Below are 17,863 nucleotides of genomic sequence, written 5' to 3' on the forward strand. Positions count from 1 at the left end.
GCCTACTCTTGCGCCGAGCGGTATGGCGAGAAGTCGATGTCGTAGCGTGCAGCGATATCGCTCACGCTGCCGGGTTCGCAGCTGTGATGAGAAAAGTAGCCCAGCTCGGTCACCATGACGCGATCTATATCAGGACTGAACAGGTAGGATGACTGGCTGCGATAGTTGCCCAGCTCGAACTTGCTTAGGTAGAGGTGCTCGTTGACCCTCTGGAGGACCTCCTGTGTCTCACGCCGCGTACCCTCTTGAGTGTCGGTATCGGTCCAAAAATAGGTCACGGTTTTGTCGGCCAGGTCGAAAAACAGGAAGTATTCAGGCCCCGCGTCGTCGATCTTGTCATAGGTTCGCACATCAACGTTGTCGCCCTGTTCATCCATACTAATCGAGTTGTTTCCAAAGCAGGCAAGCTGGTCGGTGGTTTGGCCCAGTGCCGGCAAGCTGAAAAGTGTCAGTAGCAGGGCGGCGGTCTTGCGCATGAGGGTATCTTCCTTAAACGATATTCCGGCCTGACGATAAACGCCGACCATCGATTGAAAACTGCTTGCAAGAAGCAGCGATCCATTGATTGTCCATTTCTTACAGGTCCTTTCAAGCGCCACTCATGACCATGTTCGACGAGCGCGCCTTCTACCGGCTGGACGTCAGCCATCGTGGCGGAAACCGCGCGGCAAAAGGGTCTCGTTCTCTCCGCTCAACAGTGGGCGGCCTCGATGAAGGATTACTCGCGCTTTAATATTAAGTTAAGGTAGGCCTTTCAAGGCGCACGGGAGAGTAAAACCTGCTCCATTTTTATCAATGCCTTACGTTGGTAGGCAGAATGGAGCACTTCGGTTTTTTCCCGGATGATAGCCGACTCATTTAAACTCGCCAGTTCGTTTTTAAGGCCCCCGCCGTTATGTACACACCCAGCCTGCTCTCGTTAGATGACTTCCCGGTGGGATGCCTGGTGACGGATGCGCGGCGCCGAGTGCTCTACAGCAATCAGTACATGATGGAGCAGTACGGCCACTCGCCCGCGGCGCTGGCGGGGAGTGATCTGTTCGATCTTTTCAGCAGGGCGTCGCAGATTCTTTGCGAGTCGTTTCTCGTGCCGGCGCTTGCCCGAGACGGGCAGTGCGAAGAGATTCGCTTGACGATGAGGACACCCACCGGCCATAGCCTCCCGGTGATGGTCAGCGCGGTGCACGATGAGGCCTGTCAGCGCTGCTTCTGGAGCATCCTCAGCGCCCACCGCTCCGAGCATCTCTTTCAAAAACTCAAGCAGACCCAGCAACTGCTGGAGCAGAAGGTCACGCTGCTGCGTTCGCTTTCGCACACCGACCCGCTGACGGGGCTGCCCAACCGGGTCGCCTTGAGCAAGCATCTGGATCGAAAGATCGACCGCGCCCGGCCAGGGAGCGAGGGCTTCGCGCTGGCCTTCATTGACCTGGACTGCTTTAAGGCGATCAACGACCGTTACGGCCACGAAACCGGCGACAAGGCGCTTGCACAGATCGCCATGCGCTTGGCCGACACGCTGCGCAAGCACGATCTGGTAGCGCGATTCGGCGGCGACGAATTCGTCGTGGTGCTCGATGGCCGCTTTTCCCGGGTGCTGGACGAGCCGATTTGGAATCGGCTGACTCAACGGCTGACAGCGCCACTGGCGATCGATGGCGTGTCGCTGAGCCTCTCGGCCAGTATCGGTATCACGTTTTACCCGCAGTCCAGCACGCTGGAACCCGACCAGCTGATTCGCCAGGCAGACCAGGCGATGTATCAGGCCAAGCTTGCGGGCAAGAACCAGGTTTGCCTTTTCGACAGCGACGATGAGGTCGTCCAGAAAGAGCGCCATGCCGCGCTTTTAAGCCTCGACGAGGCGCTGGCCGGCGAACAGTTCCGGCTTTTCTATCAACCCAAGGTCAACATGCGCACGGGGGAGGTGCTGGGCGCCGAGGCGCTGATCCGCTGGCTGCATCCCGAGCAGGGCCTGCTTGGCCCGCAGGCGTTTTTGCCGGTGCTCTCGAACACGCCAAGCGGTATCCGTCTTGGGCGCTGGGTGATCATGACGGCGCTGCTGCAAATGCAGACATGGCGCGAACAGGGCCTGAACCTGAGCGTCAGTATCAATATCGATGGCTACCATCTACAGCATCCGCAGTTTTTGCAGGAGCTAGGCATGATGCTGGCGGACGTGCCCGAGGTAGCGAAAGCAAATATCGAACTGGAGGTGCTGGAGACCAGCGCGATTCAGGACGTCGCTCAGGCGGCGCTGGCGATCAACGCCTGCCGGGCTTTAGGGCTCAAGGTCTCGCTGGACGATTTCGGCACCGGCTACTCCTCCTTGAGCCAGCTGCGCGACTTACCCGTGGATACGCTCAAGATCGATCGCAGCTTCGTGCAGAACATGCTCACTCGCCCAGGCGATCTGGCGATCCTCAAGGGCGTGATCGGCTTTGCCAGCGCTTTCGAGTGCGGCGTGATCGCCGAAGGGGTGGAAACGCTGCAGCACAGTCAAAAGCTGGTGGCGCTGGGCTGCGAAGCGGGCCAAGGCTACTATATTGCCCGCCCCATGCCCGCCGACGAGTTTCCCGGCTGGGTCGAACGTTGGACACAAAGTGAGTTTCACCAAAAGTACGGCGCACACGAGCACGGCATTTAAGAGCACGGCACTTAAGAACACAGAGGAGTCATTGGGTTTGCTGAACAAAACATCCATCACGGCGCGCAATAACGTGACCGTGACAGGAGACGGGGCAAAAACGCTCGTGCTGGCCCACGGGTTCGGCTGCGATCAGCGGGTGTGGCAGTACGTCGTGCCCGCGCTTTCAAAGCGCTATACGCTGGTGCTGTTCGACTACGTCGGCTCTGGCCGCTCGCAGCTGTCGGCGTTCAGCCAAGAGCGCTACGCTAGTCTGGAAGGGTACGCCCAGGACGTCGTGGAGATCTGCGAAGCGCTCGATTTAAACGACGTTCACTTCGTAGGCCACTCCGTTAGCGCCACGATCGGGCAACTGGCGGCGCTCAAGATTCCCGAACGTATTGCCAGCCAGGTCATGATCTGCCCCTCGCCCTGCTTTTTAAACGTGGGGCCAGAGTATCAAGGCGGCTTCGAGCGCGCCGACCTTGAAGAGCTGATCGATCTGATGGAGCGCAACTACATCGGCTGGGCCCACTATCTGGCGCCGCTGGTAATGGGGACGGAAAACTCCGATCAGCTGATCGGCGAGCTCTCGGAAAGCTTCTGCTCCACCGACCCGATCGTGGCCAGGGTATTTGCCAGGGCGACCTTCTTCGCCGACTACCGGGCGCTGCTTCCCCGCGTGACGCATCCGGCTTTGCTGCTGCAAAGCCAGGTCGACTCGCTGGCCAACCCGGCGGTGGGGCGCTACATGCATGCGCGCATGCCGCAGAGCACGCTCCAGGAACTGCCGTGTGTCGGGCACTGCATCCACATGACCCACCCGGACATCGTCATTCGTGAAATCGATGCCTGGCTTGGTCAGGCTAGCTGAGCAGTAGCTCGCCCTCGATGGGCACGAACTTGCTCGCCGCGCGCATCAGCGAAGCGGCGGTGAGCGCGGCAACGCCGTACACTTCGACGCGCTTGCCGTGCACCCGGCGGATCTTCTCGGCCAGCAGGTCGAAGTCGCCATCGCCGGACACCAGCACGATCACATCGGCCCGCTCGGCGTACTCGATGGCGTCGAGCGTAATACCCACGTCCCAGTCGCCCTTGGCGGAGCCATCGGCGCGCTGAATGAAAGGCTTCAGTTTTACCTCGAAACCGATATGGCGCAGCGCGTTCTGAAACCCGCGCTGCTTCGAATCTCCCTTGTCGGTGGCGTAGCAAAAAGCCGCGACGACCTCGCGATTGGCGCCCGCCCGCCGGTAGAAAGCGCCGTAGTCGAAGTGCTTACCGAAGGCGTCGCGCACGGTGTAGTAAACGTTCTGGGTATCCACGAAAAGGGCGACGCGGGTCATGAAAGGCTCGTTTGAAAGAGGGAGAAGGTCCAGGCAAATGAGACGGGTCGCTTGCCTTTTGATTATAGCGGCTAGTCCCCCCATCGAGAAACCGGCCGCGTGGGCGCTCAGCCGCGCCGGTTGAAAGCGATGAGCGGCGTGTCGCCCTCGGGATCATCCACCAGCCGCGCCTCGACGCCGAACAGCGTGCGCAGAAGTGCGGGCGTTAGCACCTCGAGCGGTGTGCCGAGCGCCACCACACGGCCCTCCAAAAGCGCCAGTACCCGGTCGCAGCGCAGCGCATGGGAAAGATCGTGCAGCGCGACCACGGCGGTGATTGGAAGCGCCTTGATCAGCGCAACGATGGCGAGCTGGTGGTGGATATCGAGATGGTTGGTGGGTTCGTCGAGCAGCATTAGCTGCGGCTGTTGCGCGTGGGCGCGGGCGATGTGCACGCGCTGGCGCTCGCCGCCGGAAAGCGAGGCCCAGGGCCGATCGGCAAGCGCCCCCATCTCCACCGCCTTGAGCGCCCGGTCGACGGCGGCGGTGTCCTCGGCGCGCCAGCTGCCCAGCCGCCCAAGCCAGGGCGTGCGGCCAAGCTCCACCGCGTCGCGGGCGGTGAGCCGCTCGTCGGTTTCCGCCTGCTGCGCCACCAGTGCCATGCAACGGGCGATCTGGCGCCGGCTCAGGCGTGAAAGCGGCGCGTCCTCGAAGCGCACCTCGCCAATGCCCGGCGGCAAGAGCCCGGCCAGCAGGCGCAAAAGCGTCGATTTTCCCGCGCCGTTGGGGCCGATCACGCCCAGGGTTTCGCCGGCAAAGACGTCGAGATCGACACCGTCGACAAGCGTTTGCCCCGATGCCGAAAAGCTCACGTTCCGAGCGCTCAGTAGCGGCGCGGCGGGTTCGCTCATCGCCGCCCCCTCACCATCAGGTAGGCAAACGCCGGCGCGCCGACCAGCGCGGTGATCACGCCGATGGGCAGCACCTGACCGGGAATCACCACCCGGGACACCACGTCGCACAGCACCATGAACACCGCCCCGCACAAGGTGGTCGCCGGCACCAGCCGTCGGTGGCGCACGCCGACCAGAAGCCGGCAGGCGTGGGGCACCACCAGCCCGACGAAGCCAATCGCGCCGGTGATCGCCACCATCACCGCCGTCGCCAGCGCCGCGGTGCCGATCAAAAGCCCTTTTGTTGCCCGAAGATTCACACCGAGCGAGGCTGCGCTTTCCGCGCCGAAGGCGAAGGCATCCAGCGAGCGCACCTGTGAAAGCGCCACCGCCAGGCTCGCCCCGGCCACCGGCATGGCAAGCCAGGCGTCCGGCCAGCGCACCGCGGAAAGATTGCCCAATAGCCAGAACATGATGCCCCGGGCCTGCTCGGCGTTGGCGGAGTGGGCGATGATGAAGGCGGTCAGCGCGTTAAAGAGCTGCGCCCCGGCGATACCGGCGAGAATCAAAATGCCCGCACCGCGAACGCCCTGGCCGCCGCCGGCCAAGTGCGCCAGCAGCGCCACGAAGCTAAAAGCGGCCAGAGCGCCGGCGAAGGCGCCCATGGACATCGAGATCATTCCCGCCCCGAGACCCGCCACGGTCACCGTGACCGCCCCGGTCGAGGCGCCCGCCGAGATGCCCAGCAGGTAGGGATCGGCCAGCGAATTACGCAGCAGCGCCTGCAGGATCACCCCGGACACTGCCAGCCCCGCGCCGCAGCACGCCGCCACGACGGCGCGCGCCAGGCGGTAGTGCCACACGATCGCTTCGTCCAGCGTTGAAAGCGGGTGGTCGATCACGCCAAGCTTGCTCGCCAGCACCTCCAGCACGGTGGCAAGCGGGATGCGCGTCTCGCCGACCGAGGCGCCGATCAACAGCGCCGCGATCAAACATAGCGGCATCAGCCAGACCCATCGCGCGGACCCTGCGCCCAAATGTGTCGCCCTCATCAGGGCGACAGATCCATTTCGGCCAGCGCCTCGACCAGCGTCTCGAGGGCGTAGATGCTGCGAATCGACGGATCCATGGCGTGGGCGTCGATCTCGACCAGCCGGTTCTGCTCGACGGCCTCGAGCAGCCGGGTGACCGGGTCGTTTTGCAAGAAGTCGCGCTTTACGGCGATGTCGTCGGCGGGAAACCGGCGCCGGTCCATGCGCGCGGCGGCGATGAAAGTCGGCTCGGCGCGGGCGATGCTCTCCCAGCCGACCGTCGGCCACTCCTCCTCGGCGCTCACCACGTTGTCGATGCCAAGGGTGCTCATCATCCAGTCCGGCACGCTGTTGACGCCGGCGACGTAGGGGTCGATCCCCAAATCCGCGGAGGAGTACCAGAACACGCCGCGAAGCTCATTGGGCAAATCGAGCGCTTGCGCGGCGTCGATCGCGGCGGTTTCGCGGGCCTGAAGGTCGCTCACGGCTTCTTCACCTCGCTCGGCGATGTCGAAGATCTCGGCCAGCGTTTCGATGCTTTGGTACACCAGCGCCGGGTCAAAAAGGCTGCCGCGCGCGCCGTCCATGCTTTGACGGTTGTTCTTACCTACGCACTCGGTGGGCAGCGTCCAGAGCGCAACGTCGGCGTCGTCGAACATCTCCGGAGTGCCCACAACGCCGGCGGGGCCGACCATCCACTCATAGGCGGAGATCACCAAATCCGGCTCTTTCGCCAGCACGCTTTCGAAGCTCGGCGCGTTATCGGAGAGCCGCTCGACGTCGGCATTCGCCTCGGCAAACGCGTCGAGCACCGGATTGACCCAGAGCGAGGTGCCCGCCACGTGGTCTTCAAGGCCCAGCAAATAGAGCAATTCCGTCGGTGCCTGGCCGATGGTGACCACGCGCGACGGCGCCTTTTCCAGAGTGATTTCGTGGCCGCAGCTTTCGAGCGTGAGGGGGTAGTCGGTGGCGGCCAGGGCGTGGGCGCACGCGCCCAGAGAGACGCACAGCCCTGCCAGGGCCAGCGCCGGGGATCGGTTCAGCATCATGTACACTCCCGTGCATGATCGGCGCGCAAGGCGCGGCCTGATGGTGAGGATGCGTCGGCAGGTCTCCTGACTCACGGGTCAACGCTAGCTCGCCTTCCCGGACGCATGTCCAGTGGCACGTGTGAGCATCGCTCGCCGCCTACAGTTGCGGGGGCAGTTCCGGTTCGCGCGAGGCGCTTCGGATTCCCTATCAAGTTCCGTTAAGGAACACCGACGCCGGCCATTCTAGAGAGCGCTGCAAAGGAGGGCAATCACGGCCCGCGCCGCGGTGGCGCTCGTCCGGCGCCTTGCCTACGCTGATAGCGACACCAGGGAGCCCGTCCATGACGTATGATGTGAACAAAAGCGAAACCCACGACATCAAGCGCTCGCGCTGGGCGGCGGTGCTGGTAGGCATCGGCGCGATGGCCGCGCTCGATGAAATCGTCTTTCACCAGCTGCTGCAGTGGCACCATTTTTTCGATTTCTCCACGCCTGCTTTCGGCATTCTTTCCGATGGCCTGCTGCACGCCTTCGAGCTGTTGGCGGTGGTGGTGGGCGTGTTTCTGCTGCTGGATCTTTCACAGCGAGGGCGCTTGAGTATCTCTTGGGCGAAGGCGGGTTTCTTTCTGGGGATGGGCGGCTTTCAACTTTTCGATGGGCTCATCAACCACAAGATTCTGCGTCTGCACCAGATTCGCTACGGGGTGGATCCGCTGATGTACGACTTGGTCTGGAACGCCTTCGCGATCGGGTTTCTGCTGATCGGAGCCTGGTGCTGGCGCCGCGCCCGCGCGTTGCCCGCGCGCTAAATGCACGCCGGCCACCCCGCTTCGCCGCTCGACTGGCTGCCGTTTTTACTGGTCGTGCTTGTCACCTGCCAGTACCTGGCGGCGGCTTGGCTCCAGCGCCTTGAGGGGCACTGGAGCCTCTGGCGCTGCGGCTTTTTCGTACTGGGCAGTACGCTTTTAGCCATCGCGTTCTGGCCTTCGTTGATGCGCTGGGCGCACGCCGATCTGGTGGGCCACATGACGCTGCACCTGTTGATCGGCATGTTCGCCCCGCTTGCCTGGGTGCTGGCCGCCCCAGTAACGCTGCTGCTAAAAACGCTGCCCCAGGCCGGCGGCAAGTGGGTGGTGGCGCTGCTGCATAGCCGCTTCATCCGCTTTCTCGCTCATCCGGTCACCGCCCTTTTGCTCAATGTCGGCGGCATGTACGTGCTCTATCTGACGCCGCTCTACGCCGCCTCACTGCAAAACTCCGCGCTTCACTACCTGATCCACCTGCACTTTCTGCTGGCGGGGTATCTCTTCTGCTGGGCGATCCTCGCCGAGCCCGACGCCTCTCCGCACCGGCTTGGCGTGCGCTTTCGCCTGGGCGTGCTGTTCGCCGCGATCGCCACCCATAGCCTGCTGGGCAAACTGATGTACGGGTGGGGCTTTCCGCGCGGCACTGGCCACACCCTCGAGCACGTCCAGGCCGCCGCCCAGTGGATGTACTACGGCGGCGACCTGGCTGAGGTGCTGCTGGCGGTAGTGCTGATGACGTGTTGGCTGCGCCGACCGGTGGGACGGCGCGAGGCCCTGCTGGGCTCGCATCCGCAGACCGGTTAGGCGATAGGCGCCTGGGCCCTGGCCAGCGCCGTGTAGCCCTTTTCCAGATACCCCCGCATCTCTTCCTTGGGCACCATCGAGCCGCCGGTGGCCCAGACCAGGTGGGTAGCCTTGGCGAGATGGCCGGCAAGGCCGAGGGTTTCGAGCGTGGCGCGGTCGGCGCGGGCCAAATGGGCAAAGCCGGGCAAGCCCGCGACGGCGGAGGGCTCGAGGCCCAGCTTTTCGCTCTGCTTGACCAGCGCGACCAGCGCATGGAGCTCGTCGTCGCTGACGGTGTAGAGCGCGTCGAGCAACGGCTCCATGAGCGTGCCGACAAAAGCGGAGGGGCGGCCGACGGCCAGGCCGTCGGCGCAGGTCTGATTGCTCAGGCCGATATCCTGAACGCTGATGGCGTTGTGCAGGTTCGTGGCCATGCCGAGCAGCATGCAGGGTGACGAGGTAGGCTCGGCGAACACGCAGTGTACGGCGTCGCCGAAAACGTGCTTCAGGCCGAAGGCGACCCCGCCAGGGCCTCCGCCCACCCCACAAGGCAGGTAGACGATCAGCGGATGGTCATCATCGATGCGAACGCGCTGCTCTTCGAGCTGGCGCTGCAGGCGCCGGGCGGCGACGGCGTAGCCCAGAAACAGCGCCGTCGAGTCCTCGTCGTCGACGAAGTGGCAGCGGGGCGTGGCCAGCGCTTCCTCGCGCCCCTGGGCTACGGCGACGCTGTAGTCGGACGGGTGCTCGACCACCTGAACGCCTTTTTCGCGCAGCAGTGTCTTTTTCCAGGGGCGGGCATCGGCGGACATGTGCACCGTCACCTGGAAGCCAAGCTGGGCGCTCAGGATGCCGATGCTCAGCCCCAAGTTGCCGGTCGAGCCCACCACGATCGAGTGGTGCGCGAACAGCGTTTTGAACGCCGCCGTAGCGAAGCAGGCGTAATCGTCTTCTTTGGTGACAAGGCCGTGCTCCAGGGCCAGGGTTTCGGCGTAGAGCAGCACCTCGTGAAAGCCGCCGCGAGCCTTGATCGACCCGGAGATCGGCAGGTGGCTATCGCACTTGAGCCACAGGCTTGCCGGGGCGGACACCCGCCAGCGCTCGGCGGCGGCGAAGGCGAGCGCGTCGGCGCGTTGGAGTGGCGATTCGATGATGCCCGCCTGTGGGGCGGTCTCGGGAAACGCCTCGACGAAGTAGGCGGCGAAGCGCGAAAGGCGCGCCTCGGCCTCGTCGATATCGGTTGAGTCGAGTGACAGCGAGTCGCGCACGGTGGCGAAGGCTACGCGCTTGGGGTTGACCCAAAAGGTCTCTTCGCGACGGGTAAGCGCGCCTAGAAACGGGTCGGTGCCGTCGCGGGCGAGGGTTTGCCAGTCATCGAGCGTGCGGTGAGCCATACATTTACCTCTTGAATGAACAGCGAAAAAGGCGTCAAACGGGGCCAGGCTCTGTCTGAAAAGTGTCTGCGCTCGACAATACGGCGTTAAAAATTGGCTCAGAATGCTCATTTACTTAACGTAAACTCCGCTTCTTCGCCAATTTTTGCCTTGTCTTGCCTTCGCTCGTCGACTTTTCAGACAGGCCCTAGAAGCCCATAAAGCCCTCGGCTTCCCTGAGTGGGGCCGCATCACGCAGATAGGCGAGGTCGACCCGGGGGCGGGCCAGGGCGTCGTCATCGGCAAACAGCGTCTCAAGCTCGCGGGCGAAGGCCAGGGTCTCCAGGTCGCTGCCGCGCCGGCCAATGATCTGTAGCCCAAAGGGCAGCCCGTTTTCGTCGCGTCCGGTCGGCAGCGTCACCGACGGGTGGCCGGCCAGTGTCGAGGCGTAGGCCATCGAGAGCCAGTGGTAGTAGCTTTGCGTCGGCTCGCCGTCGATCTCGGCGGGGTAGAGCTCGTGCCAGTCCCGCGGGCTGATGGTGGTGGTCGGCGCCAGCACGAAGTCGTGGTGCTCGAAAAACGTTTGCCAGTGGCGGTAAAGGGTCTGCTGCTGGGTCAGCGCGCGCACCACGTCCAGCGCCGAGTAGCTTTCGCCTTCACGGACGTTATCGCGCACGTTAGGGCCGACCTGGTCCGGGTACTGCTGCAAGAGCTCCCGGTGCATGCCGGAAAAACAGAGCGCGCGAATCACCGCGAAGGTGTCGTCGACGTGCGGGCATTCGGGGTGGGTGTCGTCAAGCCGACCGAAAACGTGGCCGAAGCGGGCGAGCTTGTCGCTGAAGCTTCGACGCACGAGCTTTTCGGTCATGGCGAAGCCGAAATCCTCGGTAAAGGCGACGCGCTGGCTGCAAAGATCCACTCGGGGAAGCTGGCGAAACGCCGATGGTGCGTGAACCGGCTGATTCTCGACGACCGGCGTCCAGGGATCGCGGCGGTCTGGGCGGATCATCGTCGAGAGCATCAGCGCGGCATCGTCCACGGTGCGCGCCATGGGGCCGTTCATCGACATCGGAAGCCAAGCTTGTGCGCGGTTGCCCGGCACCAGCCCGGGCGTAGGGCGAAAGCCCACTACGCCGCAAAACGCCGCCGGGTTGCGCAGGCTGCCGCCGGTGTCGGAGCCGGTGGCCAGCGGTGCCATGCCGCAGGCCAGGGCCACGGCGGAGCCGCCGGAGGAGCCCGCGGCGGAACGGGTCACATCGAACGGATTGGCGGTGACGCCGTAAACGGCGTTGCGGGTGTTGCCGCCGGCGCTCCACTCGGGGTTGTTGGTCTTGCCGACTATCAACGCGCCGGCCTCGCGCAGCTGCGCCACCATCGGGTCGTCGCCTTGGGCGACGTTGTCGGCGTAGATCTGGCTGCCGAAGGTGGTCGGAAGTCCGGTGACATCGACCATGTCCTTCACGCACAGCGGCAGGCCATGCAGCGGACCGAGCCGCTCGCCCTGGTCGATGGCGCGCTGAGCGTTCTTCGCGCCTTCGCGCCAGGCATCGACATCCTGGGCCACCAGCGCGTTGACGGCGGGGTTGATTGCCTCGATACGGGTCAGGCAGCTTTCGGTCAGCTCCACGGCGGAGAGCTTTTTGGTACTCATCAAACGGCGCGCCTCGACGGCGCTCAGATCACAGGCATTCATCAACATCGCTTCCTTGTAGCAAAAAATCGGCCGGACGGTCCGCGTCAGGCGACGGGGGCAAAGGTGGTGAAATCCCAGCTCCGCCCGGGCGCGACCTCGATCAACTGGCGGGTGTAGTCGGCACTCGGGTTGCCAAGCACCTGCTGCGCCGGGCCGTATTCGACCACTTGGCCACGCTGCATCACCAGCACGTCGTCACAAATTTGCGCGGCGACGCGCAGGTCGTGGGTGATGAACAGCACCGCCACGCCCAGGCGCTGTTGAATATCGTCCAAAAGCGCCAGTACCTGGGCCTGCACCGACACGTCCAGCGCCGACACCGCCTCGTCCGCCACGATGACGTCGGGCTCCATGGCCAGCGCCCGGGCGATGGCGATCCGCTGGCGCTGGCCGCCGGAAAACTGGTGCGGGTAACGCTCGATGGCATCCGCGGGAAGGCCGACCAGCTCCAGAAGCTCGCGGGCGCGCTCCAGCGCTTGTTTGTAAGGCTTGCCGTAGTTGGTCGGGCCTTCGGTCAGGCTTTGGCCGATCGTCAGGCGCGGGTTCAGCGAGCGGTAGGGGTCCTGGAATACCATCTGGATGCGCCCGCGGTGCGGCTTGAGGCTGCGCGGGCGCAAGGAGGCGATGTCCTGGCCGTCCACGCGTACGGTTCCACCGGTCGGCGTGAGCAGGCGCATCACGCAGCGCGCCAGCGTCGACTTGCCCGAGCCTGATTCACCCACGATGCCTAGGGTGCGTCCGGCTTGGAGTTCGAAACTGACGTTGTTGACCGCGTGGGTGGCTGCGCGCCGCGGTTTCAAAAAGCCCAATAGACCGCGTTTGGGCGCAAACGCCTTGTGCAGCTCGGTAACGCCGAGCACGCGGCGCTCGCTTTTGTAAGGACGGGCGGGGCGCGGCGTCAGGCTCGGCACTGCTTCGAGCAGGCGCCGGGTGTAGGCCTCCTTCGGAGTGGCGAGGATCTGGCGCACCGGGCCCTGCTCGACGATGTCGCCGGTTTTCATTACGCAGACGCGGTCGGCGATATCCACCACCACGCCCATGTCGTGGGTGATGAATAGCACTGCGGTGCCGTGGCGCTGCTGCAGTTCGCGAATGAGCTTGAGGATCTGGTGCTGAGTGGTGACGTCCAGCGCCGTGGTCGGCTCGTCGGCGATGAGCAGGCGCGGCTTCAACAACAGCGCCATGGCGATCATGATGCGCTGACGCTGCCCGCCGGAGAGCTGGTGAGGGAAGCTGTGATAAACGCGCTCGATATCCGGCAGGTGGACCTGGGCCAGCGCGTCCAGCACTTGGGCAAAGCGCTCGGCCTTCGGTAGCGAGGTGTGGCAGGCCAGCACCTCGTCGAGCTGCTTGCCCACACTCAGCACCGGGTTGAGCGCGGTCATCGGCTCCTGAAAGATCATCGCCATGCGGCTGCCGCGAAGCTGACTCAGCCGCTTGGGCGTGGCCGCCAGCAGCGACTCGCCGTCGAGGATGATATCGCCGCCGGTGGCCTTCAGGCTGCGCTTGGGCAAAAGGCCCATGGCGGTGAGCGACGACACCGATTTGCCGGAGCCAGACTCGCCCACCAGGCAAAGCGTTTCGCCGGCGTGGATGTCGAAGGAGACGCCCTTGAGAATGCGCTTGGGCGTGGCATCGGTGGTGTCGACCGTAAGCCCATCGACACGCAGCACGGGGGAGTGTGTGCTCATCTCAGCTCTCCTTGCGTTTCATGGTGGGATCCAGCGAGTCGCGCGCCGCGTCGCCCAGCAGGTTGATCGACAGAATGCACAGCGACAGCAGAAAGCCCGCCCAGAAGATCAGCGATGGCTTGAGCTGAAAATAGATGCGCCCGTCGGACATGATGTTGCCCCAGGTGGGAATTTCCGAGCCGAGCCCCACACCCAGAAACGACAGCGTCGCCTCGGTCAAAATCGCCGCCGCACAGACGTAGGTGCACTGAACGATCAAGGGGGCGAAGGTGTTGGGCATCAGGTGGCGCCACAGAATAGTGCGGGTGGGCGTGCCCATCAGCACGGCGGCTTCAACGAAGGCTTCTTCCCGGGTGGCGAGCACTTGGGAGCGCACCAGGCGCACGATCTGCGGAATTTCCGGCACGGTGATCGCGACCATCAGCATCCACAGGTTCGCCGAGGTCAGCGAGACGATGGCAATCGCCGCGAGGATGCCGGGAATGGCCATCAGTCCGTCCATGAAGCGCATCAACACCGCGTCGATAGCGCGAAAGTAGCCGGCGATCAAGCCCAGCGGCAGCCCGATCAAAAGCGTCAGAAACGCGACGCCCACGCCGATGGTGAGCGAGACCCGCGCCCCGTAAACCACGCGCGAAAACAGGTCGCGGCCGAAGGCGTCGGTGCCGAGCCAGTGGCTGGCGCTGGCGCCCTGCAGGCGATCCGCCGGCGAAAGCGCGGTGGGGTCGAAGGGCGCGATGAGCGGGGCGAACAGCGCCATCAGCGTAATCACGACCAGAAGGGTGGCGGCAATCCACGTGGTGGTCCGGGGGCGCAGGTGCAACATTCGCGAGGTCATGCCGTGCAGTGATGGACGCATGCCAAACCTCCGGGGATAGGTGTTTGTGGTCATCAGTAGCGGATCCTCGGGTCGGTCACGGCGTAGGAGAGATCGATCAACAGATTGATCAGCACGTAAAGCCCGGCGGTGAGCAGGATGATGGCTTGAATGACGGGGTAGTCCCGCGCCAGCACGGCATCGATGATCAAGCGCCCGAGCCCGGGAATATTGAACACGCTTTCGGTGACCACTACGCCGGAGACCATCAGCGCGAAGCCGGTGCCGATAACGGTCAGAATCGGCACGCCGGCGTTTCTCAGCGCGTGGCGAAACAGCACCAGCCGCTCGCCGAGGCCCTTGGCACGGGCGGTACGAATGTAATCCTCCTTAAGCACTTCGAGCATGCTGGCCCGCGTCATGCGCGCGATCAGTGCGATATACACCGACGACAGCGTCAGCGCCGGCAGCACCAACCGGCTGGCGAATTCAGTAAAACCGTGGTCGAGGCTGCGATAGCCCTGCACCGGCAGCCACCCCAATTGGATGGCGAAGACCTGAATGACGATGTAGCCGATAACGAACACCGGCACTGAGAAGCCGACCACCGACACCGACATCACCAGATTGTCGATCCAGCTGCCTTGGCGCCAGGCGGCGATGACGCCCAGCGGCACCGAGATCAATACGGTGAAAACGATAGCCGCCACCGCCAAGCTGATGGTAGGCGCCAGGCGCTGGGTGATCATCGACAGCACCGAGGTCTGCGAGATCAGCGAGGTGCCGAAATCGCCGTGGAGCATATTGCCCATCCAGATGACGAACTGGGTATAGATAGGCTGGTCGAGCCCGAGCGCGGCGCGAATACTCTCCACTTGGGCGGGGCTGGCCATGTCGCCGGCGATGATCACCGCCGGGTCGCCAGGCGCCAGGCGCAACAGAAGAAAGACGCTAAGCGCGACAACCAGCATCACGGGAATGGCCGCCAGCAGTCGGCGAATGAAGTAACTCAACATGGGGAATTCCTCGAACGTGGGCAGGCAGAACCCCCCGCCCGCAGGCGGGGGCGGCAGATCATTCGGCCTTGTGCATACCCCAGAACACCGGGATCGGGCCGGCGACGACATCGCTGAGCTCGTCGCGCCAGGAGATCACGTTCTGGAATTGGCCCAGCGGCACGAAAGTGGCCTGCTCCATCGCGCGGCGCTGTACCTCTTCTGCCAGCGCCTGGCGCTGCGCCTCGTCGGTGGCCAGCGCGAACTCATCGCGCAGTTGTTCCATTTCCGGGTCGGTGGGCCAGCCGAACCAGCTGCTCTCTTCGCCGGTACTGATCAGCAGCGGGTTGATGGTCGGCGACCAGATGCTGTCCACACCAAAGTTGGTGAAGATCATGTCCCAGCCGCCGTCGCTCGAGGCGTCGCGGCTGGCGCGCTGGCTAACCAGCGTCTGCCAGTCCATCTGGCGAAGCTCGACGTTGAAGCCGGCGTTTCGAAGCGCCTGGGCCACGACCACCGGCTGCGGGGTGAGCGTGGCCACGTCAGACGGCTGGAGCAGCACGATGGGGGTATCGTCATAGCCCGCCTCTTCGAGCAGCGCGCGGGCCTGCTCGGGGTCGCCGCCGGTCTTGAGCGACTCGCCCCCGGCCTCACTCGAAAGCGGGGTGTTGCAGCCAAAGACCGAGGCGCAGGTTTCGTAAAAGCGCGGGTCGCCGACCAGTGCCGCCATCACGTCGTCCTGGCCGATGGCCAGAAGCGCGGCGCGGCGGATGCGTTCGTCATCGAAGGGAGGGTGGAGGAAGTTCATGCGCGCAAGGGTGAGCATGCCCAGCGGGTCGAGCACCTCGGCGGTGATCTCGGGGTTGCTCTCCAAAAGCGGAAGCAGATCAAAGGGCGTACGCTCGATGTAGTCGATATCGCCACTGTTGATCGCGTTGACCATGGTCTGCACGTCCGGCATGTGGATCCACTCCACCCGGTCGACGAACACTTCCTTACTGCCCGCGGTGCCGGAAGGCGCCTCGTCGCGCGGCACGTACTCGTCAAAGCGCTCGTACACCGCCTTGACGCCGGGCTGGAAGGCGTCGCTCACGAAGCGAAACGGCCCGGAGCCGATCTGGTTAGGCAGCGGCTGGCCCGGCTCGATCGAGGCGACCGCCTCGGGCATCATGAACGCCGCTACCGCCGAGGGCTTGGCCAAAAGGCCGATCACGTCGCCAAGCTCGGTAGTGAGTGTGAGCTCGAAGCGGTCGTCGTCCAGCGCCGTCAGATTCTCCAGATGATCGAAAATCAGCGCGCCGCCCGGATCGAAGCTGCCCCAGCGCTCGAGCGAGGCGATGCAGTCCGCCGCGGTGACGGGGCTGCCGTCGTGCCAGGTAAGTCCCTCGCGCAGGGTAAAGGTGTAGGTGAGGCCGTCATCGGAGACCTCCCAATCCGCCATCTGCGGCTGTGGCTCGAGATCCGCGTCCAGCCCTACCAGGGTGTCGTAGATCATGTAGCCGTGGTTACGGGCAATGGTCGCGCTGCTCGATACCGGGTCCAGCGCTCTAAGCGCCGAGTGCATGACGGCGCTTACGGTCGTCTCGGCACTCGCCTGGGCGGTAAAGGATAGGGCGCTGGCCATGCCAAGCGCGGTCAGCAGCGTCTTTTTCGGGAAACGGTTCGATAGCATCGTATTCATCGCACTCTCCATTGATATTATTAGCGGCTGGCGATCACCACGTGAACGGTCGGCAAACCGGCGCTTGTTATTGGTGTGCGCCTTGTCGATTTGCTTCTGACTCGATACTAGCGCTGGCAAAAGTCATCACGTTAACGGTATTTTTCGAAAGCGGTATTGCCTTTACGGCAATACCCACGCCACCTTCAAAGCGAGAACTTCGATGAACGAACGGCTTTTGATCGACCCCGCGCTGCGCTATTTTCTGGAAATCGTTCGCCACGGGTCGATCAACAAGGCGTCTCAGGCGCTGCACGTTGCGCCCTCGGCGGTCAGTCGCCAGATTGCGCGTCTTGAGTCGGAGCTTGAAAGCCAGCTCTTCGAGCGCCACCCCTCCGGTATGCGCCTGAGCCCCTCCGGTGAGCTTTTGGCCGCTCACGCGCGCAAGGCGCGTTTGGACGCCGCCCGGGTGATCGAGGAGATCACCGGGCTCGAGGGCATTCAGCGAGGTACGGTACGCATCGCCAGCATCGAGGGGCTGGCGAGCTATCTTCTGCCACATGTGATCAGCCTCTATCGCGAAAAACACCACGGTATTCATTTCGACGTCACGGTGACGTCCTCGACGGACGTGATTCAGCGGGTGTGCGAGGGGCTTGTCGATATCGGACTGACGATCTCGCCATCGCCGGAGAAGAACATCAAGGTGGAAAAGCGCGTCATGGCGCCGATTCACGCGGTCATGCACCGCTCGCATCCGCTCGCCGATAAAAAGCAGGTGTCGCTTGCGCAGCTGGGAAGTTTCGATCTGGCGCTTCCCACCGAAAACACCACCATCCGCCAGCTCTTCAACGTTAGCTGCAGCCGTCAGGGGCTCTTGATCGAGCCGGTGATGACCAGCAACTTCGTCACCACGCTCGTGCACTTCGCGATGTGTCAGGGCGGTATCACGCTGATCGGCGACGTCTCGATTCGCCATTTAGGCGAGTCGGCGGAGCTGGTGTCGCTGCCGATTCGCGATCGGGAAATGAGCGGGCGTACCCTCGAGGTACAAACGCTTGCCGGGCGTGTGCTGCCCAAGGGCGTGGCGGACTTTCTGGGGGATCTGTGCCAGGCGCTGGAAACGCAAACGCCGTAATGCGAGGCGT

At 63.8% G+C, this 17,863-nt stretch carries 17 protein-coding genes and 1 riboswitch; of the genes, 6 read left to right on the plus strand and 11 right to left on the minus strand.

From position 1 onward, the window contains the following. Positions 1 to 2 precede the first annotated feature (2 nt). Entirely contained in the window at positions 3 to 476 is a 474-nt protein-coding gene (locus MQW23_RS11835) for a hypothetical protein (protein WP_252108294.1), read from the minus strand. A 125-nt stretch (positions 477 to 601) separates the two neighbouring features. Between MQW23_RS11835 and MQW23_RS19460 the strand changes: the two genes are divergently transcribed. The 3 genes from MQW23_RS19460 (at position 602) to MQW23_RS11845 (ending at position 3,494) form a co-directional block, all read left to right on the plus strand. Further along, positions 602 to 733, plus strand: coding sequence for a hypothetical protein (locus MQW23_RS19460; RefSeq protein WP_264297482.1), 132 nt, complete (start codon positions 602 to 604; stop codon positions 731 to 733). 162 nt (positions 734 to 895) lie between these two features. Further along, complete coding sequence (locus tag MQW23_RS11840; protein ID WP_252108295.1) at positions 896 to 2,641, plus strand: sensor domain-containing protein; 1,746 nt, start codon at positions 896 to 898, stop codon at positions 2,639 to 2,641. A 37-nt stretch (positions 2,642 to 2,678) separates the two neighbouring features. Beyond that, a complete protein-coding gene (locus MQW23_RS11845; RefSeq protein ID WP_252108296.1) occupies positions 2,679 to 3,494 on the plus strand; it encodes an alpha/beta fold hydrolase in 816 nt (271 codons plus the stop codon). On the opposite strand, the gene MQW23_RS11850 is transcribed toward MQW23_RS11845, so the two are convergent. The 4 genes from MQW23_RS11850 to MQW23_RS11865 form a co-directional block, all read right to left on the minus strand. Beyond that, positions 3,487 to 3,963: a LabA-like NYN domain-containing protein gene (locus MQW23_RS11850; protein ID WP_252108297.1), complete on the minus strand. Its 477-nt coding sequence runs from the start codon at positions 3,961 to 3,963 to the stop codon at positions 3,487 to 3,489. The genes MQW23_RS11845 and MQW23_RS11850 overlap by 8 nt on opposite strands. 107 nt (positions 3,964 to 4,070) lie before the next feature. Next, on the minus strand, positions 4,071 to 4,853 hold the full coding sequence (locus tag MQW23_RS11855) for an ABC transporter ATP-binding protein (protein ID WP_252108298.1): 783 nt from the start codon (positions 4,851 to 4,853) through the stop codon (positions 4,071 to 4,073). Then, a complete protein-coding gene (locus tag MQW23_RS11860) occupies positions 4,850 to 5,839 on the minus strand; it encodes a FecCD family ABC transporter permease (RefSeq protein ID WP_252108299.1) in 990 nt (329 codons plus the stop codon). Before MQW23_RS11860 ends, MQW23_RS11855 begins: the two co-directional genes overlap by 4 nt. A 47-nt stretch (positions 5,840 to 5,886) precedes the next feature. Then, on the minus strand, positions 5,887 to 6,915 hold the full coding sequence (locus tag MQW23_RS11865) for an ABC transporter substrate-binding protein (protein WP_252108300.1): 1,029 nt from the start codon (positions 6,913 to 6,915) through the stop codon (positions 5,887 to 5,889). A gap of 39 nt (positions 6,916 to 6,954) precedes the next feature. Beyond that, positions 6,955 to 7,145, minus strand: a riboswitch (cobalamin riboswitch). Between the two features lie 93 nt (positions 7,146 to 7,238). Between MQW23_RS11865 and MQW23_RS11870 the strand changes: the two genes are divergently transcribed. Both MQW23_RS11870 and MQW23_RS11875 read left to right on the plus strand, forming a co-directional pair. Beyond that, on the plus strand, positions 7,239 to 7,706 hold the full coding sequence (locus MQW23_RS11870) for a DUF2243 domain-containing protein (RefSeq protein ID WP_252108301.1): 468 nt from the start codon (positions 7,239 to 7,241) through the stop codon (positions 7,704 to 7,706). Next, positions 7,707 to 8,507, plus strand: coding sequence for a cytochrome c oxidase assembly protein (locus tag MQW23_RS11875; RefSeq protein WP_252108302.1), 801 nt, complete (start codon positions 7,707 to 7,709; stop codon positions 8,505 to 8,507). On the opposite strand, the gene dsdA is transcribed toward MQW23_RS11875, so the two are convergent. The 6 genes from dsdA to MQW23_RS11905 all read right to left on the minus strand — a co-directional run bounded on the left by dsdA (position 8,504) and on the right by MQW23_RS11905 (position 16,736). Beyond that, the gene (gene dsdA, locus MQW23_RS11880) at positions 8,504 to 9,880 is read right to left on the minus strand and encodes a D-serine ammonia-lyase (RefSeq protein ID WP_252108303.1); all 1,377 of its coding nucleotides are present in this window, start codon (positions 9,878 to 9,880) and stop codon (positions 8,504 to 8,506) included. The genes MQW23_RS11875 and dsdA overlap by 4 nt on opposite strands. Before the next feature lie 187 nt (positions 9,881 to 10,067). Next, positions 10,068 to 11,552 (minus strand): amidase, encoded by a 1,485-nt coding sequence (locus tag MQW23_RS11885; protein ID WP_252108304.1) that lies wholly within the window; start codon positions 11,550 to 11,552, stop codon positions 10,068 to 10,070. A 44-nt stretch (positions 11,553 to 11,596) separates the two neighbouring features. After that, on the minus strand, positions 11,597 to 13,243 hold the full coding sequence (locus MQW23_RS11890) for an ABC transporter ATP-binding protein (protein WP_252108305.1): 1,647 nt from the start codon (positions 13,241 to 13,243) through the stop codon (positions 11,597 to 11,599). Position 13,244: 1 nt separating this feature from the next. Continuing rightward, complete coding sequence (locus MQW23_RS11895) at positions 13,245 to 14,102, minus strand: ABC transporter permease (RefSeq protein WP_252108306.1); 858 nt, start codon at positions 14,100 to 14,102, stop codon at positions 13,245 to 13,247. 32 nt (positions 14,103 to 14,134) lie between these two features. Beyond that, a complete protein-coding gene (locus tag MQW23_RS11900; RefSeq protein WP_252108307.1) occupies positions 14,135 to 15,076 on the minus strand; it encodes an ABC transporter permease in 942 nt (313 codons plus the stop codon). Between the two features lie 58 nt (positions 15,077 to 15,134). Further along, positions 15,135 to 16,736: an ABC transporter substrate-binding protein gene (locus MQW23_RS11905; RefSeq protein WP_252108308.1), complete on the minus strand. Its 1,602-nt coding sequence runs from the start codon at positions 16,734 to 16,736 to the stop codon at positions 15,135 to 15,137. A 202-nt stretch (positions 16,737 to 16,938) separates the two neighbouring features. Between MQW23_RS11905 and MQW23_RS11910 the strand changes: the two genes are divergently transcribed. After that, a complete protein-coding gene (locus tag MQW23_RS11910; protein WP_252108309.1) occupies positions 16,939 to 17,853 on the plus strand; it encodes a LysR substrate-binding domain-containing protein in 915 nt (304 codons plus the stop codon). The last annotated feature ends 10 nt before the right edge of the window (positions 17,854 to 17,863 follow it).

Origin of the sequence: Halomonas sp. S3-1-1 (assembly GCF_023757625.1) — a bacterium.
In the GTDB taxonomy this organism is placed as follows: domain Bacteria; phylum Pseudomonadota; class Gammaproteobacteria; order Pseudomonadales; family Halomonadaceae; genus Vreelandella.